Here is a 16,582-nt window from a genome sequence, read left to right on the forward strand (position 1 = left end):
ACGCACTTAAACCATGCTCAGTTCATCACCTGAATTAACAAAAACTTTGTTGACTCGCTCAGAACTGATTATCTGTAAAGACATCGTCCCGAACAGGTCCCACACGTTTGCTTGCCTGATTGTTAAAGAGCGTCTCGTCCGTGGCGTCTTGCGTTGTTGCCCCGTCGAGGAGTGCGCATTCTAGGGATTTCGCTGGGGGAGTCAAACCCTTTTTTGCACTTTTTCCAAAAAACCGTTCGACCGCTCATTTTCTGCTCAATCCGACGGAAAAACCATCGATTTGGGCCTATTTGAGGATCACCCTGGCGATCTTCTTCTTGCCGGCCTGCAGTACAAGGCTTTCGCCGCGAGCGAAACTGCGCTCCTCGGTGAGCTGAGCGCCATCGAGGTAAACCGCACCCCGGCCGAAAACATCCTTGGCGGCCTTCCCGTTCTGCACCAGGCCTGCCTCACGAAGCAGCGGCAGAATATGGATGCTGTCCTGCTCGCCCAATACCACTTCGACTTCCGGCAGATTGTCCGGAATCTCGCCCAGGGCAATCTGATTGCCCGCGGATTTGGGCGCGGCGGCCGCAGCCTGGGCACCATGGAAACGCTCCACCATCTCCAGGGCGAACGCCTTTTTGGCCTCCTGCGGGGAGCCCAGCGACTCCGCCTCCGCCTTCAGTGCCTCGATTCGCTCGTTGGAGCAGGCACTGAGCAGTTCATAATAACGCCAGGTGAGGCTGTCGGGAAGAGAGAGCAGCTTGCGGTACATCTCCCCGGGCGCATCGCTGACCCCCACGTAGTTCCCCAGGGACTTGGACATCTTCTGTACCCCGTCCAGCCCTTCCAGGATCGGCATGGTCAGACAGATCTGCGGGGGCTGGCCATAGGCCTTCTGCAAGGTACGCCCCATCAGCAGATTGAACTTCTGGTCAGTCCCCCCCAGCTCCACATCGGCCTCCAGGGCCACAGAGTCATACCCCTGTACCAGCGGGTAGAGGAATTCATGGATGGCAATGGACTGATTGCCCTTGTAGCGCTTGTCGAAATCATCCCGCTCCAGCATCCGCGCCACGGTGTACTGCCCGGCCAGCTTGATCATGCCGGCGGCACCCACCTCATTCATCCATTCGGAGTTGAACACCACCCGGGTTTTCGCCGGATCAAGAACCTTGAACACCTGCTCTTTATAGGTCTCCGCATTGCGCAGCACATCCTCGCGGGTCAGCGGAGGGCGGGTGGCGCTTTTTCCGGTGGGGTCGCCGATCATGCCGGTGAAATCCCCGATCAGGAAAATCACCTCATGCCCCAGCTCCTGGAACTGGCGCATCTTGTTGATCAGCACGGTGTGCCCCAGATGCAGATCCGGCGCCGTGGGATCAAAGCCCGCCTTGATCCTCAGGGGCCGGCCGGAGGCCAGCTTTTCCCGCAATTCGTCTTCCTGGATGATTTCATCCGCACCGCGGGAAATGAGCGCCAGTTGTTCGTCCACCGTGGCCATGCCTACCTCTATACTGTCCGGGTACTGTTTGCGCAGAAAAGAACCCCTGCGAGAAAGCCGGCTATTGTAGCACTTGAACGCGGCCAGAGAAGGCAGGTATCTTTGCAGGTCAGTTTTTCGCCGTGCCCTCCCCCCTGGGTACGTCCGAGTTTTTATCCAACCAGGTCCCCCACATTCTCCATGAAAGAACTCCTATCTTATGCTGGCAGACTGGTGCGCCAGTTCCCTCGCACCCATTTACTGCTGAGCATGGCCTTGCTGGGCGGCGTCATCCTTATCGCCCTTCGTCCGGACAGTGCTCCGGAGGAGCCCCGCCAACAGGCCAAGACCATCACCCTGCCAGCCAAACCAGCCCGCAAACCCGACCCCCAGCCACCAGCCCCTGACACTCCCCAGTGGCAGACGCTAACCGTGCAAGCCGGTGACAGCCTGTCATCGCTGCTGCAGCCGCTGGGAGTGGGTGCCGGCCAGGTCTTTGCCCTGATCAACAGTGACGACAAACTGAAACGGCTGACCAAGATCCGGCCCGGGGAAACGCTGAAAGTAACCGTGGAGGACGACAGGCTGACCCGGGTGCAGTACCACCCCTCCAAAGTGGAAACCCTTACCGCCCGCCTCAGAGGCGGCGGCTGGGAAACCCGCCTGAGCCAGCGTGAGTACCAGAAACAAACGCGCTTTGCCGAGGCCGAGATCACCGACTCCCTGTTCCTGGCGGGTGCCGCAGCGGGCATCAGCGACAAACTCACCATGCAACTGGCCAACCTGTTTGCCTGGGACGTGGATTTCGTGCTCGACATTCGTCGTGGCGACCGCTTCCGGATCATCTATGAAGAGCTGTATCTGGACGGTGAGAAAGTCGGCGAGGGCGACATCCTGATGGCCGAATTCTGGAATCAGGACCGGCATCTTACTGCCTTCCGCTACGAAACCCGTTCCGGCGACGTGGAATACCTGGATATCAAGGGGGACTCCATGCGCAAGGAGTTCATCCGCACGCCGGTGGCCTTTTCCCGCATCAGTTCCCGCTTCAACCTGAGCCGCAAGCATCCTGTGCTCAACCGGATTCGCGCCCACAAGGGCATCGACTATGCCGCCCCCTCCGGCACTCCGATCAAGGCCGCCGGGGATGGCAAGGTCATCTTTGCCGGGGTCAAAGGCGGCTATGGCAACGTGATCATTCTCAAACACGGGCAGATCTACACCACGCTCTACGCACACATGCGCGGCTTTGCCAAAGGCATCCGGGTGGGGAAACGGGTCAAGCAGGGCCAAACCATTGGTTATGTGGGAGCATCCGGGCTCGCCACCGGCCCTCACCTGCACTATGAATTCCGCATCAACGGCGTGCACCGCAACCCGCTCACCGTTCCCCTGCCCAAGGCACGGGGCATCAATGACAATGAACGCTCGGAGTTCCTGATTGCCGCCAATCGCCTGAAGGCACAGATGACCCTGTTCTCGGAAGCGTCAACCCTGGCCAGCAGCGATGTCTTCTGATTCCCGCGGGGATTACCTGATCGGTCTGATGACCGGCACCAGCGTGGACGGTATCGACGCGGTGCTGGTGCGGATTGGCAGCGGCGAATTTTTCCTGCAATCCACGCTCAACCTGCCCTTGCCCGCGGACCTGCAGCAGGCAGTGCTGGACCTGTGCCAGCCCGGCGACAATGAGATTGATCGTGCCGGCGCTGTCAGCCGCCAACTCTCTTTATGCTATGCACAGGCCTGCCGGACCTTGCTGGAACAGACCGGCCTGAAGCCAGAGCAGATTCGTGCCATTGGCTGTCACGGCCAGACCGTACGCCACCGGCCGGGTGATGGCGGCTTCAGCCTGCAACTGGGCTGCCCGGATACCCTGGCGGTGGAAACCGGCATCCCCGTGGTCAGCAACTTCCGCAACAAGGACATGGCCCTGGGCGGCCAGGGAGCTCCTCTGGTGCCCCCTTTCCACCGGCAACTGTTTGCCCGCACTGGCCAGCGGCGCGCCATTGCCAACATTGGCGGCATGGCCAACGTGACGCTGCTGGACGGTGACACCTTGCTGGGCGGCTTTGATACCGGCCCAGGCAATGTGCTGATGGACCTGTGGATCCGCCAGCACCACCAGCAGCCGTTCGACCGCAACGGGGAGTGGGCCGCTGGCGGCCAGCCAGACCCGACGCTGCTGGAACAACTGCTGGATGATCCCTACTTCCGGCTGCCACCCCCCAAGAGCACCGGCCGCGAATACTTCCATGGCGAATGGTTGGCACGACAGCTGCCGGATCACTACCACGCCCAACAGGTCCAGGCCACCCTGGCCGACCTGACCGCCCGTAGCATCAGCGATGCCCTGGCGGATTTCGCCCCGCAACAACTGCTGGTCTGCGGTGGCGGCGCCCATAACCGCCACCTACTGGCGCGGCTTGGACATTACCTGGGCATCCCGGTGGCCAGCACGGACAGCAAGGGCCTGCACCCGGATTGGGTGGAAGCCGCCGCCTTTGCCTGGCTGGCATGGGCCCGACTGGAAGGACAGTACGGCAATGCGCCGGTGGTCACCGGGGCGTCGAGGGAAGCCATTCTGGGCCAGGTCACCTTGCCCTGAAACGTGAAGAATCCACCCCCATTACCTCGCTATACCCCGTAGGAGCGGAGCTCTCTGTGCCCCGGGGTAAGAGCCGCCAATTTTCGTGCGATAAAGGCCGGATAGTTCGCGGCTCAGGCGCCGCTCTTTTTTCGGGAGAAGCCAGAAGAGTGTGCGGTCGCAGGACTAGGGCGGGGAGAGGATCGTCGAGAGGAAGGGCTAAACCAGCCAGAGACCCAGCATGGCACAGCTGACACCCAGGGTAGCGCCGGCGAGGATGTCACTGGGGTAATGGACACCCAGCAGCACCCGGGACAGCCCGACCATCACCGCCAGGCCCAGCGCCAGCAGCATCACCGGCGGGTAGAACACGCAGAGTAACGAGGCCATCACGAAGGCGGCAGCGGTGTGTCCGGAGGGAAAACTGAAACGGTCGGCGGGCTGGATGAAGGCAGACAGACTTTCCAGTGCGTCCGCCGGTCGTGGCCGCTTGATAAGATGCTTGAGCAACACAAACAGTGGCACTTCCAGGGCATACGCTGCCATGGCGGTCAGGGCAAACTCACTGCCGCCCTGGCGATCCATCCACCAGATCAGCAGCGTCAGGGCCACATAGAAGGGGCCATCACCCAGCCGCGATACCATACGGGCCATCCGGGCGCGGCGGGCGGCCTGGGGCTGCTGAAGCAACCAGCACATGGCCCGGGTGTCAGCAGCAGTCATTCGTTGAAATGTAGGTTTAGTCGTCATCATGGGGGTAGTTTCCCCCGCAAAAACGACGAAAAGTTGATCAAGCAGTGAAGGTTTTGTGACAGAAGGACAGGAGCGAGTGACGAGAAGCGAGTTTCGAACCCCAACCCCATCCCTTTGCCTTTCGCTACTCGTAGCTCGTTACTCGCTTCTTTTGGGCAAAGAGGACTTACGACAGAGGCAGCCAGGTATTCCTAGACGGAGAACGAGGAACCGCAGCCACAGGTAGTGGCCGCGTTGGGGTTGCTGACCACAAAGCGCGAGCCCATCAATCCCTTCTCGTAGTCCACCTGAGAGCCATCCAGGTACTGAATGCTCATGGCATCCACCAGCAGAGTCACGCCATCCTTTTCAACGATGGTGTCGTCATCGTTGACGGCCTCATCGAAGGTGAAGCCATAGGAAAACCCGGCACAGCCACCCCCCGTGATATACACGCGCAGTTTCAGTTGCGGATTGCCTTCGTCGTCACGCAGTTCCTTGACCTTGGCGGCGGCGGCATCGGTGAATGAGATCGGGGCGTTTTCGGTCATACTCTCGCTTGCAACGGGTGACGGATTGGCCCGTGGCCAGAAAGGCCAACGGGCTGATTATGTTCCAGTACCCGACTAAAACAGTCAAGAATTATTCGGCCACGGCTTCCTTGCCAGAAGCCTTGCCGGCGTTCTTGCCGGTGGCATCCGGTGCCGGCAGGTTGCGGCGCTCGTCATCCAGGCGGACCAGCTTGCCATTGACCCGCGCGCCCATGACCATCTCGATCATCAGGTAATAGACATTGCCTTCCACCGAGGCCTTTTCCGCCAACTCCAGATTCTCAGTGGCGTGCACATCCCCTTCCACACGACCATTGATGATCACCTGGGGGACCTGAATCTCCCCCTTCACCACACCGCTTTCGCCGATGATCAGACGGCCACCATCCTTGCCCACATTGATATTGCCTTCCACGGTGCCCTGAACATGCAACCCGCCGGTGAATTCAATATCGCCACGGACCGTGGCACTGGGTGCAATCAGGGTATGGTTACGGTAATCCTGGGACGAACCGGATGAACTGCCGGTTGCAGATTTCTTGTCTCGGCCAAGCACGGGTCTCTCCTACTGCCATTTTACGGTTTTTTGTGTCTGGTAACGGTTTCTGCCGCCGCTCTCAGCTTCTACATCTATGGCTTCCAGCTCCACGCCTTCCGGTACCTCAAAGCGGCCATTCAGCTCCTGGAAGTAACGAAACCGGAAGCGCGTCTCACTGCTATCGTCCAACCAGTCGGTACCCGTCAGGGAAAAGGGCTCACCGTCGCGGGTACCGCGCAGAGTCAGATTGATATCACCGGACAGATAATTACGGTTATCGCCCGCTTGTACCAGAACCAATCTGTAACGGAAGACACCATTGTCATCATCGGGCTGCAACACCATTTTTTCAATTTGCAGCCCTTCGCTGGCGCCTGGCGCCATCACACTCTTGTAAAACACTACCGCCTCTTCCAGCTCGGCGGCCTGATCGCGCAGGGATTTGATCTCCTGACGCAGGGTTTCCCGGGCCTCCCGGGTCACCTCGGTATCGGTTCGGTAAAGGGCAAGCTCATTGCGCGCCGCTTCCAGCTCCCGTCGGGCTGTCTTCAGATCGCTGCGCAGGCGCTGGTTCGCTGCAGAGGTGTCCAGGGCACCACTGTTACCCGTCCACAGGCCCCCGACAAACAACATCACCGCCAGGATCAGCAAGGTCACTGCCCACAGGCGGCGGCGTTTTTTCTGCCGGGACGGGCTCACCGGCATCAGCATCACATCATCAATGCCCGCCCGGCTTTTCGGTTTGCGCGCCATATCAGGGCATCAACGGAACGACTGCCAGTCCCGCCCCTTCATCCAACCCGAACATGATATTCATGGCCTGCACCGCCTGGCCGGAGGCCCCCTTCACCAGATTGTCGATCACCGACAGCACCACAATCACGTTCTCGCCCCGTGGCTGGTGCAGGGCAATCCGGCAGGTGTTTGCGCCTTTCACGAAGCGCGTCTCCGGGTGGCTGCCAAGGGGCATCACGTCCACGAAGGGCTCGTTGGCATAACGGGCTTCATAGGCTGCCTGGATCTCCTCCAGGGAGGGCGATTGCGCCGTCAGTTGGCCATAAAGGGTCGCGTGGATACCGCGAATCATGGGAATCAGGTGCGGCACAAAGGTGGCCTTTACCGGCCCACCGGCGATATCGCCCAGGCCCTGCTCGATTTCCGGCAGGTGGCGATGACCGCTGGCCCCATAGGCCTTGTAGCTTTCGCCGGCCTCCGCCAGCAGCATGGGCACCTTGGCCCCCTTGCCGGCACCACTGGCACCGCTGGCCGCGTTGGCAATCAGCTGGTCCGGATTGATCCAGCCGTTTTCCAGCAATGGCAGATACCCCAACTGGATGGCCGTGGGGTAACACCCGGCACAGGCCACCAGCCGCGCATCACGGAGCTTTTCCCGGTTCACTTCCGGCAACCCGTAGACGGCGTCCGCCAGCAACTCCGGGCAGGCATGGGGCTCACCGTACCAGTCGCTCCACAATTCATGGTCACGGAGCCGGAAATCCGCAGACAGATCCACCACCCTGACCCCGGCATCCATCAATTCCGGCATCATGCGCATGGCCACATTGTGAGGGGTAGCAAAAAACACCACATCACAGGCCGCCAGCCGTTTCACGTCCGGCTCGCTGAACACCAGATCGGTACGCCCGCGCAGGGAAGGAAACAGGTCTGCCACAGCGATACCCGCCTCGCCCCGGGAGGTAATCACATCCAGAGCCACATGGGGGTGGTTGACCAGCAAGCGCAACAACTCCACCCCGGTGTATCCGGTGCCACCAACTACGCCAACCTTGAGGGGCTCTGCCATATCTTTCTCCACCCTGCTGACCAGGGAACTGCTGCATTTAACAAATGACCCCGCATGATAGGGGCGCCACCCGGGACCGGCAACTTATCCGGGTAATTGCCGCTCGGATTCCTTCCCCGCGGCCCGTTCTGCCCCCCCGTCGTCACCTTTTTCCCGGGGTTTCTCCAACGCCATACCGCGCCCATCCGACAGCCGCTCGGCCAGGGAGTCGTAAAGCGGCCGGGCCCAGACAACCTTGGCCACCGCCGTGGCCAGAAACGCCCCGGCCATCAGCGGAAGCAGGATGTCGTGCCGGTTCCCGGTCAACTCCATGACAATCACAAAAGAAGTAATGGGGCGCTGAATCACACCTGCAAGAAAAGCCGCCATGGCCACCAGGGTAATTCCGACCAGCGAGGACGCCGGAAAAAAGCTGCCGATCACATTACCGAACCCGGCCCCGGCCGCCAGACTTGGGGAGAACAACCCGCCGGGGATACCGGTGAAGTACGACACCAGGGTGGCGGACATCTTGGCCAGGGCAAAGCTCCAGTTGCCCGGGTGCTCCCCGTCCAGCAGGGTACTGGCCTGCTCGTAGCCACTGCCATAGGTAGCACCACCGGTCAGCAGCCCCAGCAACACCAGTACCAGCGCGCACATCAACACTACCCGGTAGGGGTGCGCCCTGGCATGGGGAGAAAGAAACTGACTGCCCTTGATCAGCAACCGGCTGAACAGGCCGCCGAACAGACCACATACCAGCCCGGTGACACCAATCGCCGCCCAGTCCTGGGTAATATCCAGGGCGCCCTGGGGGTGCCCGAAAAAGCTGTAGTGGCCCATGATCATCAGCACCACCACACCGGACAGGATTATCGCCAGGATCAGGGTACCGCTGGTGCGCTGCTCGAAGGAGCCGGACAATTCTTCAATGGCAAACACGATCCCCGCCAGCGGGGCGTTGAACGCCGCCGATACCCCGGCGGCACCACCCGCCACAATCAGGGAATTATCCACATATTTCTGATTCAGGCGCCCTAGCCTGCCCACTGAATACATCATTGCCGCGCCCATGTGCACACTCGGCCCTTCACGGCCGATACTGGCGCCGCACAGCAATCCCAGACAGGTCAAAATGAACTTGCCGAAGATAACTCGCAGGGAGAGGAAGGTGGGGCGCAGCCAGTGGTAACGCTGCTTGAGCACCACCAGCACCTGGGGGATGCCACTGCCCTGGGACTCGGTGCCCAGCTGTCGCATCAACCAGACGATCAGCAACATGCCCAGAGGCGTGATCAGCACGGGCAACAGTGGCGACTGCTCGTGGATCTGATTAAAGGTGTGCGACGCCAGTTCAGCTACCCAGGCAAACGCCACCACCAACAACCCCACCAGCACAGCGCCGATCCAGAACACCGCACGCAGCTTCCAGTCCTCCCAGGAGCCAAGCTGACGACGACTCACGCGGCGAGTGCGAAACAGGTAGTAACGCATCAGACGACGGTGGCGTGGCCGCTTATTCACGGGACTCCTTGGCAATCAGTGCTGGTTGACGAAACAATGGCAGGAAGTCGGTATAGTCTACGCTCTGACTCCCGATCCCTCCACTCACACCACCCCGGAGACTTGCCACATCATGATGCAGTTCGCCCTGGACCACCTGCTCTGGATCAAAGCCTTTCACCTGATCGCGGTGATCTGCTGGTTCGCCGCCATCTTTTACCTGCCTCGCCTGTTCGTCTATCACGCCATGGCAGAGGACACGGCCAGCCGGGAACGCTTCAAGGTGATGGAACGCAAACTGTACCGGGGCATCATGAACCCCAGCATGATCGTCACCGTGTTGCTGGGCCTGTGGATGCTGATGGCCAACTGGGAAGCCTATAAGGGCTTCGGCTGGATGCACGCCAAACTGACGCTGGTCTTCCTGCTGATCGGCTATCACCACGTCTGCCTGGCCTACCTGAAAAAATTCGCCGCCGACGCCAATACCAAAAGTGACAAGTTTTACCGGATCTTCAACGAGATCCCCGTGTTTCTGCTGGTGGCCATTGTTATATTGGCGGTAGTGCGACCATTCTGAAAAACGCTTAACGCCTGACGCCGGACGAAAAGGTCGCCCGCACGTCAGGCGTGCCGCGTCAGGCATTTTTTATGAAACCCAATATTCTCGTCATCGCTGGCCACGACCCTTCCGGGGGCGCCGGCATCCATGCGGACATTGAAGCCATTCGCGCCCTGGGTGGCTTTGCCTCCACCCTGATCACCGGGCTCACCGTGCAGAACAGCCAGAACGTGCGCGGTTTCCGCCTCATCGGCGTGGATCTGCTGCGCCAACAGGCCGCTACCCTGTTGGAGGATTACTCCTTCCAGGCGGTAAAAATCGGCATGACCGGCTCCGTGGCCATCATCGACTTTATCGCCGAGCTGTTGCAGCAACTGCCCGGCGTACCCGTGATTCTCGACCCGGTGTTGGCCGCCGAAGCCGGCGGCAGCCTGGCCAGCGAATCCCTGGCGGAGGCCATGCTGGAAAAGCTGGCGCCTCTCTGCGACGTGATGACCCCCAACCTGCCCGAAGCCCAGGCACTCACGGGGCGTCAGTCTGTCGCTGACTGCGGCGGCGAGCTGGTAAAACGCACTGGGCGCGCCACCCTGATCACCGGCACCCACGACGACACCGACCAGGTCACCAACCACCTGTTCAGCGCCGACGGCGAGCAACAGTGGAACTGGGAGCGTCTCCCCCACAGCTATCACGGCTCCGGTTGCACCCTGGCGTCATCCATCGCCTGCCTGCGCGGCCATGGGGAATCCCTGGCCAATGCAGTGGCAGACGGCCAGGCCCATGTGGACCGTTTCCTGCGCAACGCCTTCCGCCCGGGCCATGGCCAGCACGTGCCAGACCGGCGATGAAGCACCCCGCAATCCACGGCCTGTACGCCATCACCGACCCGGCCCTGATCCCCGATCGGCAATTACTGCCCGCCGCAGAGGCTGCCCTGCGCGGTGGCGCCCGCCTGCTGCAATACCGGGACAAGACCGCCACCCCGGCACAACGCCGTCATCGTGCCAGCCAGCTTCAAACCCTGTGCCGGCAATATGGCGCCCTCTTTCTGGTCAACGACGACCCGGCCCTGGCCGCAGAGATTGAGGCCGACGGTGTCCATATCGGCCAGAGTGACGGTGGCATTGCCCGCGCGCGACAACGACTCGGGCCCGACAAAATTATCGGCGTTACCTGTCATGGCGACCTGACTCTGGCCGAGCAGGCCGCTGAAGCCGGCGCCGACTACGTGGCCTTCGGCCGCTTCTTCCCCTCTCGCACCAAGCCACAGGCCCCGCCTGCGGATTCCGCTATTCTCCAGCAAGCTCGCAAGCAGCTGGCCATTCCACTGGTCGCCATCGGCGGCATTGATGCGGAGAACGGTGGCCGCCTCCTGGAGCAGGGTGCCGACGCCCTGGCAGTGATCCATGCCCTGTTTTCCAGCCCGGCACCGGAGCACGTTGAACAGGCTGCCCGTCGGCTGGCAGCCCTGTTTGTGACCGGCTGAGCAAAGACTTTCCCTGTACGCCCGTCCAGATCGCCAAGAATGGGATCCGCCGCACAACATACCCGCCCGCAGGGACGCAAAATCCCCCGCAACAACTACACCGAAATAGCCAGATAAAAAATACGAAAAACCCAGTAAGGGGGAGAATCACTCATGTCATCCCGTTTTCGCCGACCGCTGGCCCGGTGGCGCGGCCTGCTGCTGTCCGCACTGCTTATCCCCGCCAGCCAGGGAATCGCTGCATCCGCTCAAACCAGCACCGACGTGTTTATCGATGGCAGCCGTTACCGGGCCGTTCTGGCACCCAGCCCCGCCCGTATCGGTATGTCCGACGCGGATCGGCAACTCCTCAGGGGCGAACACTACAGCGGCACACTGGAACAGGTGCCGGACAGCTGGGTGCGCCTGTCACGGCTGGATGATCGCTGGTCCGGGGTAGTGTCGCTGCATGGCGAAATGCACATTATCGATAGCACCACCTTCAGCCAGGAGCACAACCTCCCCGTGGCCCGTTCCCTGCAAAGCCTGCAGGCGCCCGGCACCTGCGGCGTAGGCAATGGCACCCACAGCTCCCTGGAACTGCCAACCCGGGAAGGCGCCAGCGCGCGTTCAAGCGAGTACCACATTGCCGCGGCCACCCTGGAAGAGATGTGCACCGATCAGGTTGACGGTGTCTGTCTGTTGCCCGAGAAATACCTGATCGTCGACCATCTGTTTCAACAGAAGCACCCGGATACCTATCAGGACAAGGTGGTGGAACTGCTCAACATCATCGACGGTTTCTACCGCAATGATCTGAACATGGTGTTCGACAACCTGCATGTGGAATTTCCCAGTGAGGAGCTGCTGCTGGAGTCCACCAGCGCCAATGAATTGCTGGTGGATCTGCGTGAGAAGTACCACGGCTTTTCCTTCGCCGACACCAGCACGGCGAGCCCGCTGATGGAACTGCTGTCCGGTCGTGAATTCGATGGTTCCACGGTCGGCCTTGCCTATGTGGGCACCCTCTGTAATACCAATGGCTACGCCACCGGCGTCACCCAGGAGTACGTCAACATTCCCCTGACGGCCATCGTCATGGCCCATGAGATCGGCCATAACTTCGGCGCCAACCACGACAATGTGGAAGCCGACCAGGTCGACAACCCGGAGCGTTACTGCGGCAACGGCCATATCATGTCCAGCTTTGCCGACCCCAGCGCCACCGGCTTTTCCCGTTGCTCGGTAACCCAGATGACGGCCAAGGTCGACAGCCTCAACAACCAGGATGCCTGCTTCAACTACCCGGTGGATGCAGGATTCAGCGCTGACAGCGCCAACCCGGAGCGCTTTGATAACAGCACCGGCACCACCCTGGCCCTGGCCTTTACCCTGGACTACCAGCAAGCCTCACGAGCGCCAGACCAAATCCAGCTGCAGGGGAATCTCAGCAATGCCCGGATCGAGCAACTGACCCTGCCGGATGGTGACTGCAGCATTGCCCCGGATCAGCGCAGCTATAGCTGCTCTCTGACACCGCCCTTCGCCCCTGCCAGCCTGACACTAGGCATCATCAGCGCCACCCCGGCTGACGCTCTCCTGACACAGACAGCCACGATCATTGGCAGCGAAGTGAAGGACATCCTTCCCGGTAACGACCAACTGAGCACCCCTCTGACCTATGACATTGTCTCCAGTCAGCCGAACGACCTGCAGGCCCAGGTCCAGCAGGCGCCGCCACAGGTGACCCTGACCTGGACCGACCGGGCGTTTACCGAAACCGGGTACCGGGTCGAGCGCGCCAGCAACGACGGCAGCTGGGCGCTGCTGGTCAGCCTGCCGGCCAATAGCGAGACCCATATCGACACCGGCATCGACACTGATCTCAACTATCAATACCGCGTCATTGCCGAAGGCAACGACATCACCGGCGACAGCTCAAACGTCGTCAGCATCAGGGTAGAGGGCACACCGGCTGCCCCGGCCAACCTGACCACCGCCTTGGCGCAAGGCGGTATCCAGTTGAGCTGGAACGACCAGGCAGACAATGAGCAGCGCTACGAAGTCCAGCGCCGCCGGGACAACAATGGCAGCTGGACAAGCTGGACCCCTCTTGTGGAAGACCTGGCCACGGACAGTGTGCAATATCTGGACAGCACCGCTGTGCTCGGCGAGCGCTACCAGTACCGCGTCATTGCCCATAACGCCACGCTGGCTTCAGCGCCCTCCAATCTGGCCGAGATCCAGTTTGGCTCCCGGCCCGAAGCGCCCTCCAACCTGACCAGCCGCCTGCTGGAAAACGCCCTCCGCCTGACCTGGCAGGACCAGGCCGACAACGAAACCGGCTTCCGGATTCTGCGCCAGCAATTCAACGGGCAGACCTGGAGTGAATGGCAGAGCCTCGTCGAGCTGGGCAGCAACCAGACCCGCCACGATGACAGCTCTGTCATCGCCGGCACGCTATATCGTTATCAGGTGCAGGCCTTCAATGCCGTGGGCTCCTCGCCGCTGAGTAACAGCGCCGAGCAGCTCTTCGAACGGGTACCGGCCGCCCCTGACAACCTGCAGGCACAGCGCCAGAACAGTGCCGTGGCATTGCAGTGGCAGGATAATGCCGACAATGAATTCGGCTTCCGCATCGAGCGCCAGCGCCAGGACGGCGACACCTGGCTGGCCTGGCAGGCCATCGCGGAGCTGAATGCCAACAGCACCCGCTATACCGATACCCGAGTCACCTTGGGCAATCGTTATCGCTACCGGGTTTCCAGCCTGAACAGCGCAGGCCCCTCTACGCCTTCGGCAATGGCGACGATCACCCTGAACAACGAGATCACCCCAACCGGCGATGACAACACCTTCGATGACAGCACGCCGCCACAGGATTTCAATGATGATGGCGGCAGCGCAGGCTTCCTGACCGGCCTGCTGGCACTGCTGATGCTGCGGCGTCGTAGAGGCACTGCCCCATGCTGAGCCTGAAACCGCTGATGACGCTGCCGCTGGCAACCTTGCTGTGCGCCTGCCAGGTGGGCAGCAAGGACAGCGCAAGCGATCCTTTGACCCAGGCCCGACAACGCTGGGTCGACCAGGGCCTGCAGCATTACCGCTACCAGGTCCGCCAGCAGTGTTACTGCGGCCAACAGGCCCTGCTCCCAGCCACTGTTCTGGTCAACGGCCAACAGGCCAGACTGGACAGCCCCGACCATGCCGCGCGGGCCCCTCTGGCCCGCACCGTGGAAGCCTGGTTTGACCTGATAGAGGAAAAACAGCGCAAGGGCTGGCACCAGGTGGACGTGGACTACCACCCGCAACAGGGTTACCCCCGCCATATCCGACTGGATTTCGATCCGCGCATGGCCGATGACGAGCAGCAGTACTGGATCGAGAACCTGGTGCCGGCAGCGGCCAGACCCTAAACCCGCCCCTTCTCTGGCCAAGCCGCCACTCACCCCTCATAATGCCGCCACTTTCCCGTGGCGGATCCGGGTGACCCATGTGGAAAGTTCGGTAATCGTTCGCTGCGCCAACATCCCCGGCTCGGAATGAAAACGCCTGAACCTGGCCCAGACCCTGTCATGGGCCCTTCATGCTCCAGCGACACCATCAACCGTAATTTCCTGTGTGCGCCCGGCGCACACCGCCGCCCGCGCGGCCTGCGATGCCAGGCGTCGCCAACAGCCAAAGCAAGAGGACACACCATGAGCCGCAAGCACTCTGAACAGCTTTTCCGTCAGGCACAGAAACATATTCCCGGCGGTGTTAACTCCCCGGTGCGCGCCTTCAAGGGCGTTGGCGGCACCCCGGTGTTTTTCCATTCCGCCAGCGGCGCCTACCTGTACGATGAAGACGACAATCGCTACATCGACTATGTGGGTTCCTGGGGGCCAATGATTCTGGGTCATAACCATCCCCAGGTGATTGCCGCCGTGCAGGCCGCCGTACAGAACGGCCTCAGCTTTGGCGCCCCCACCGCCACCGAAGTGGCCATGGCGGACAAGGTCTGCGAACTGGTGCCCTCCATGGACATGGTGCGCATGGTCAACTCCGGCACCGAAGCCACCATGAGTGCCATCCGCCTGGCCCGGGGCTACACCGGTCGCGACAAGATCGTCAAATTCGAGGGTTGCTACCACGGCCATGTGGACAGCTTGCTGGTAAAAGCCGGTTCCGGCGCCATGGGCATCCCCGGCTCCCCCGGTGTGCCCGCCGCCGTCACCGGTGACACCCTGGTACTGGACTACAATGATGCCGCCAGTGTGGAGACGGCCTTCCAGGAATACGGCGACCAGATTGCCGCCGTCATCGTCGAGCCGGTAGCCGGCAACATGAACTGCGTGCCCCCCACCAAGTCATTCCTGCAGGCCCTGCGCCAGTACTGTGACGACCATGGCTCCGTGTTGATCTTCGACGAGGTGATGACCGGTTTCCGGGTCGCCCTGGGCGGCGCCCAGGCGCTCTATGACGTGACCCCGGACATGACCACCCTGGGCAAAATCATCGGTGGCGGCATGCCGGTGGGCGCCTTCGGCGGCAAGAAAGCCATCATGGAACACCTGGCGCCGCTGGGTCCGGTCTACCAGGCCGGCACCCTGTCCGGTAACCCGGTGGCCATGGCCGCCGGGCTGACCACCCTGAACCTGCTCAGTGAACCCGGCTTCCATGACGCCCTGGCCGAAAAGACCACCCGCCTGCTGGACGGCCTGACCGAAGCCGCCCATGCGGAGGGGGTCGCCTTCACCACCGCGCAAGCGGGGGCCATGTTCGGCGTGTTTTTCACGGATCAAAGTCGCATCAGCGGCTTTGCAGACGTGATGGCCTGCGACAGCGAACGCTTCAACCGCTTCTTCCATGCCATGCTGGACCAGGGCATCTACCTGGCACCCAGCGCCTTTGAGGCAGGCTTTGTGTCAGCAGCCCATAGCGATGAAGATATCGCGGCCACCATTGCCGCGGCCCGCAAGGCGTTTGCGACGGTATAACCACACCGCGCCGCACGCGTGTCGGCGAGCTGCCAGCCCGCAGGCACGCTAGCGTAGACGCTGGTCCATCACCTGCGGATTAAACCCGGAGAACGGTGTGCCGTTAATCAGGAACAACGGCACACCGCGACCCCCATGACGGCGCCATTCCTCTTCGTAACGGGAATTGCGTGTCACATCCCGCTCTTCATAGGCAATGCCACGTTCAGAAAAATAACTTCGGGCCTGCCGGCACACCCCACAGGTTGGCGTGGAATACATAATCAGATCCGGCTGACGGTTGGTCGCCGCAAGTGTGGCAGGCATCGCAATACCCGGTTCTGCAGGCAGCCCCATGGCCTCACGCAATTCTCCCCGGAACTGCACCAGCAAAAGGACCAGCACCCCCACCAACACCACCATTTTTCCCATCGTCCA

Annotated in this window: 16 protein-coding genes; 8 read left to right on the top strand and 8 right to left on the bottom strand. The window is 61.4% G+C overall.

All coding sequences use genetic code 11. The annotated features are described in order from the left end of the window. Positions 1-286 precede the first annotated feature (286 nt). Entirely contained in the window at positions 287-1,486 is a 1,200-nt protein-coding gene (gene tyrS / locus A0251_RS11695) for a tyrosine--tRNA ligase (RefSeq protein ID WP_062817036.1), read from the bottom strand. A 180-nt stretch (positions 1,487-1,666) separates the two neighbouring features. Here tyrS and A0251_RS11700 point away from each other — a divergent pair, with 180 nt between their 5' ends. Continuing rightward, a complete protein-coding gene (locus tag A0251_RS11700; RefSeq protein WP_062817037.1) occupies positions 1,667-2,983 on the top strand; it encodes an OapA family protein in 1,317 nt (438 codons plus the stop codon). Then, positions 2,973-4,073 carry an anhydro-N-acetylmuramic acid kinase gene (locus A0251_RS11705; protein ID WP_062817038.1) on the top strand — a complete coding sequence of 367 codons (1,101 nt, stop codon included), beginning with the start codon at positions 2,973-2,975 and terminating at the stop codon, positions 4,071-4,073. Before A0251_RS11700 ends, A0251_RS11705 begins: the two co-directional genes overlap by 11 nt. A 198-nt stretch (positions 4,074-4,271) precedes the next feature. On the opposite strand, the gene A0251_RS11710 is transcribed toward A0251_RS11705, so the two are convergent. From A0251_RS11710 to A0251_RS11735, 6 genes are all read right to left on the bottom strand, one after another. After that, entirely contained in the window at positions 4,272-4,805 is a 534-nt protein-coding gene (locus A0251_RS11710; RefSeq protein WP_231874223.1) for a phosphatase PAP2 family protein, read from the bottom strand. Positions 4,806-4,996: 191 nt separating this feature from the next. Further along, on the bottom strand, positions 4,997-5,335 hold the full coding sequence (gene erpA / locus A0251_RS11715) for an iron-sulfur cluster insertion protein ErpA (protein WP_062817040.1): 339 nt from the start codon (positions 5,333-5,335) through the stop codon (positions 4,997-4,999). Positions 5,336-5,426: 91 nt separating this feature from the next. Further along, a complete protein-coding gene (locus A0251_RS11720) occupies positions 5,427-5,891 on the bottom strand; it encodes a polymer-forming cytoskeletal protein (protein WP_062817041.1) in 465 nt (154 codons plus the stop codon). 9 nt (positions 5,892-5,900) lie between these two features. Next, positions 5,901-6,626 carry a DUF6776 family protein gene (locus A0251_RS11725; RefSeq protein ID WP_062817042.1) on the bottom strand — a complete coding sequence of 242 codons (726 nt, stop codon included), beginning with the start codon at positions 6,624-6,626 and terminating at the stop codon, positions 5,901-5,903. 1 nt (position 6,627) lies between these two features. Further along, positions 6,628-7,677 (bottom strand): N-acetyl-gamma-glutamyl-phosphate reductase, encoded by a 1,050-nt coding sequence (gene argC / locus A0251_RS11730; RefSeq protein WP_062817043.1) that lies wholly within the window; start codon positions 7,675-7,677, stop codon positions 6,628-6,630. Positions 7,678-7,761: 84 nt separating this feature from the next. Next, positions 7,762-9,180 (bottom strand): chloride channel protein, encoded by a 1,419-nt coding sequence (locus A0251_RS11735; protein ID WP_062817044.1) that lies wholly within the window; start codon positions 9,178-9,180, stop codon positions 7,762-7,764. 115 nt (positions 9,181-9,295) lie between these two features. Here A0251_RS11735 and hemJ point away from each other — a divergent pair, with 115 nt between their 5' ends. The 6 genes from hemJ (at position 9,296) to hemL (ending at position 16,165) form a co-directional block, all read left to right on the top strand. Beyond that, positions 9,296-9,739, top strand: coding sequence for a protoporphyrinogen oxidase HemJ (hemJ, locus tag A0251_RS11740; RefSeq protein ID WP_062817188.1), 444 nt, complete (start codon positions 9,296-9,298; stop codon positions 9,737-9,739). Between the two features lie 71 nt (positions 9,740-9,810). Beyond that, the gene (locus A0251_RS11745; protein WP_062817045.1) at positions 9,811-10,569 is read left to right on the top strand and encodes a hydroxymethylpyrimidine/phosphomethylpyrimidine kinase; all 759 of its coding nucleotides are present in this window, start codon (positions 9,811-9,813) and stop codon (positions 10,567-10,569) included. Next, entirely contained in the window at positions 10,566-11,207 is a 642-nt protein-coding gene (gene thiE, locus A0251_RS11750) for a thiamine phosphate synthase (protein ID WP_062817046.1), read from the top strand. Before A0251_RS11745 ends, thiE begins: the two co-directional genes overlap by 4 nt. Before the next feature lie 153 nt (positions 11,208-11,360). Then, entirely contained in the window at positions 11,361-14,159 is a 2,799-nt protein-coding gene (locus A0251_RS11755; RefSeq protein ID WP_062817047.1) for a fibronectin type III domain-containing protein, read from the top strand. Continuing rightward, positions 14,153-14,602 (top strand): DUF6174 domain-containing protein, encoded by a 450-nt coding sequence (locus tag A0251_RS11760; RefSeq protein ID WP_062817048.1) that lies wholly within the window; start codon positions 14,153-14,155, stop codon positions 14,600-14,602. The genes A0251_RS11755 and A0251_RS11760 overlap by 7 nt, the downstream gene beginning before the upstream one ends. A 282-nt stretch (positions 14,603-14,884) precedes the next feature. Next, positions 14,885-16,165, top strand: coding sequence for a glutamate-1-semialdehyde 2,1-aminomutase (hemL, locus tag A0251_RS11765; RefSeq protein ID WP_062817049.1), 1,281 nt, complete (start codon positions 14,885-14,887; stop codon positions 16,163-16,165). Positions 16,166-16,213: 48 nt separating this feature from the next. On the opposite strand, the gene A0251_RS11770 is transcribed toward hemL, so the two are convergent. After that, positions 16,214-16,576 (bottom strand): glutaredoxin family protein, encoded by a 363-nt coding sequence (locus A0251_RS11770; protein WP_062817050.1) that lies wholly within the window; start codon positions 16,574-16,576, stop codon positions 16,214-16,216. Positions 16,577-16,582 lie beyond the last annotated feature (6 nt).

Origin of the sequence: Alcanivorax sp. NBRC 102024, assembly GCF_001602235.1 — a bacterium.
Classification (GTDB): Bacteria; Pseudomonadota; Gammaproteobacteria; order Pseudomonadales; family Alcanivoracaceae; genus Alcanivorax.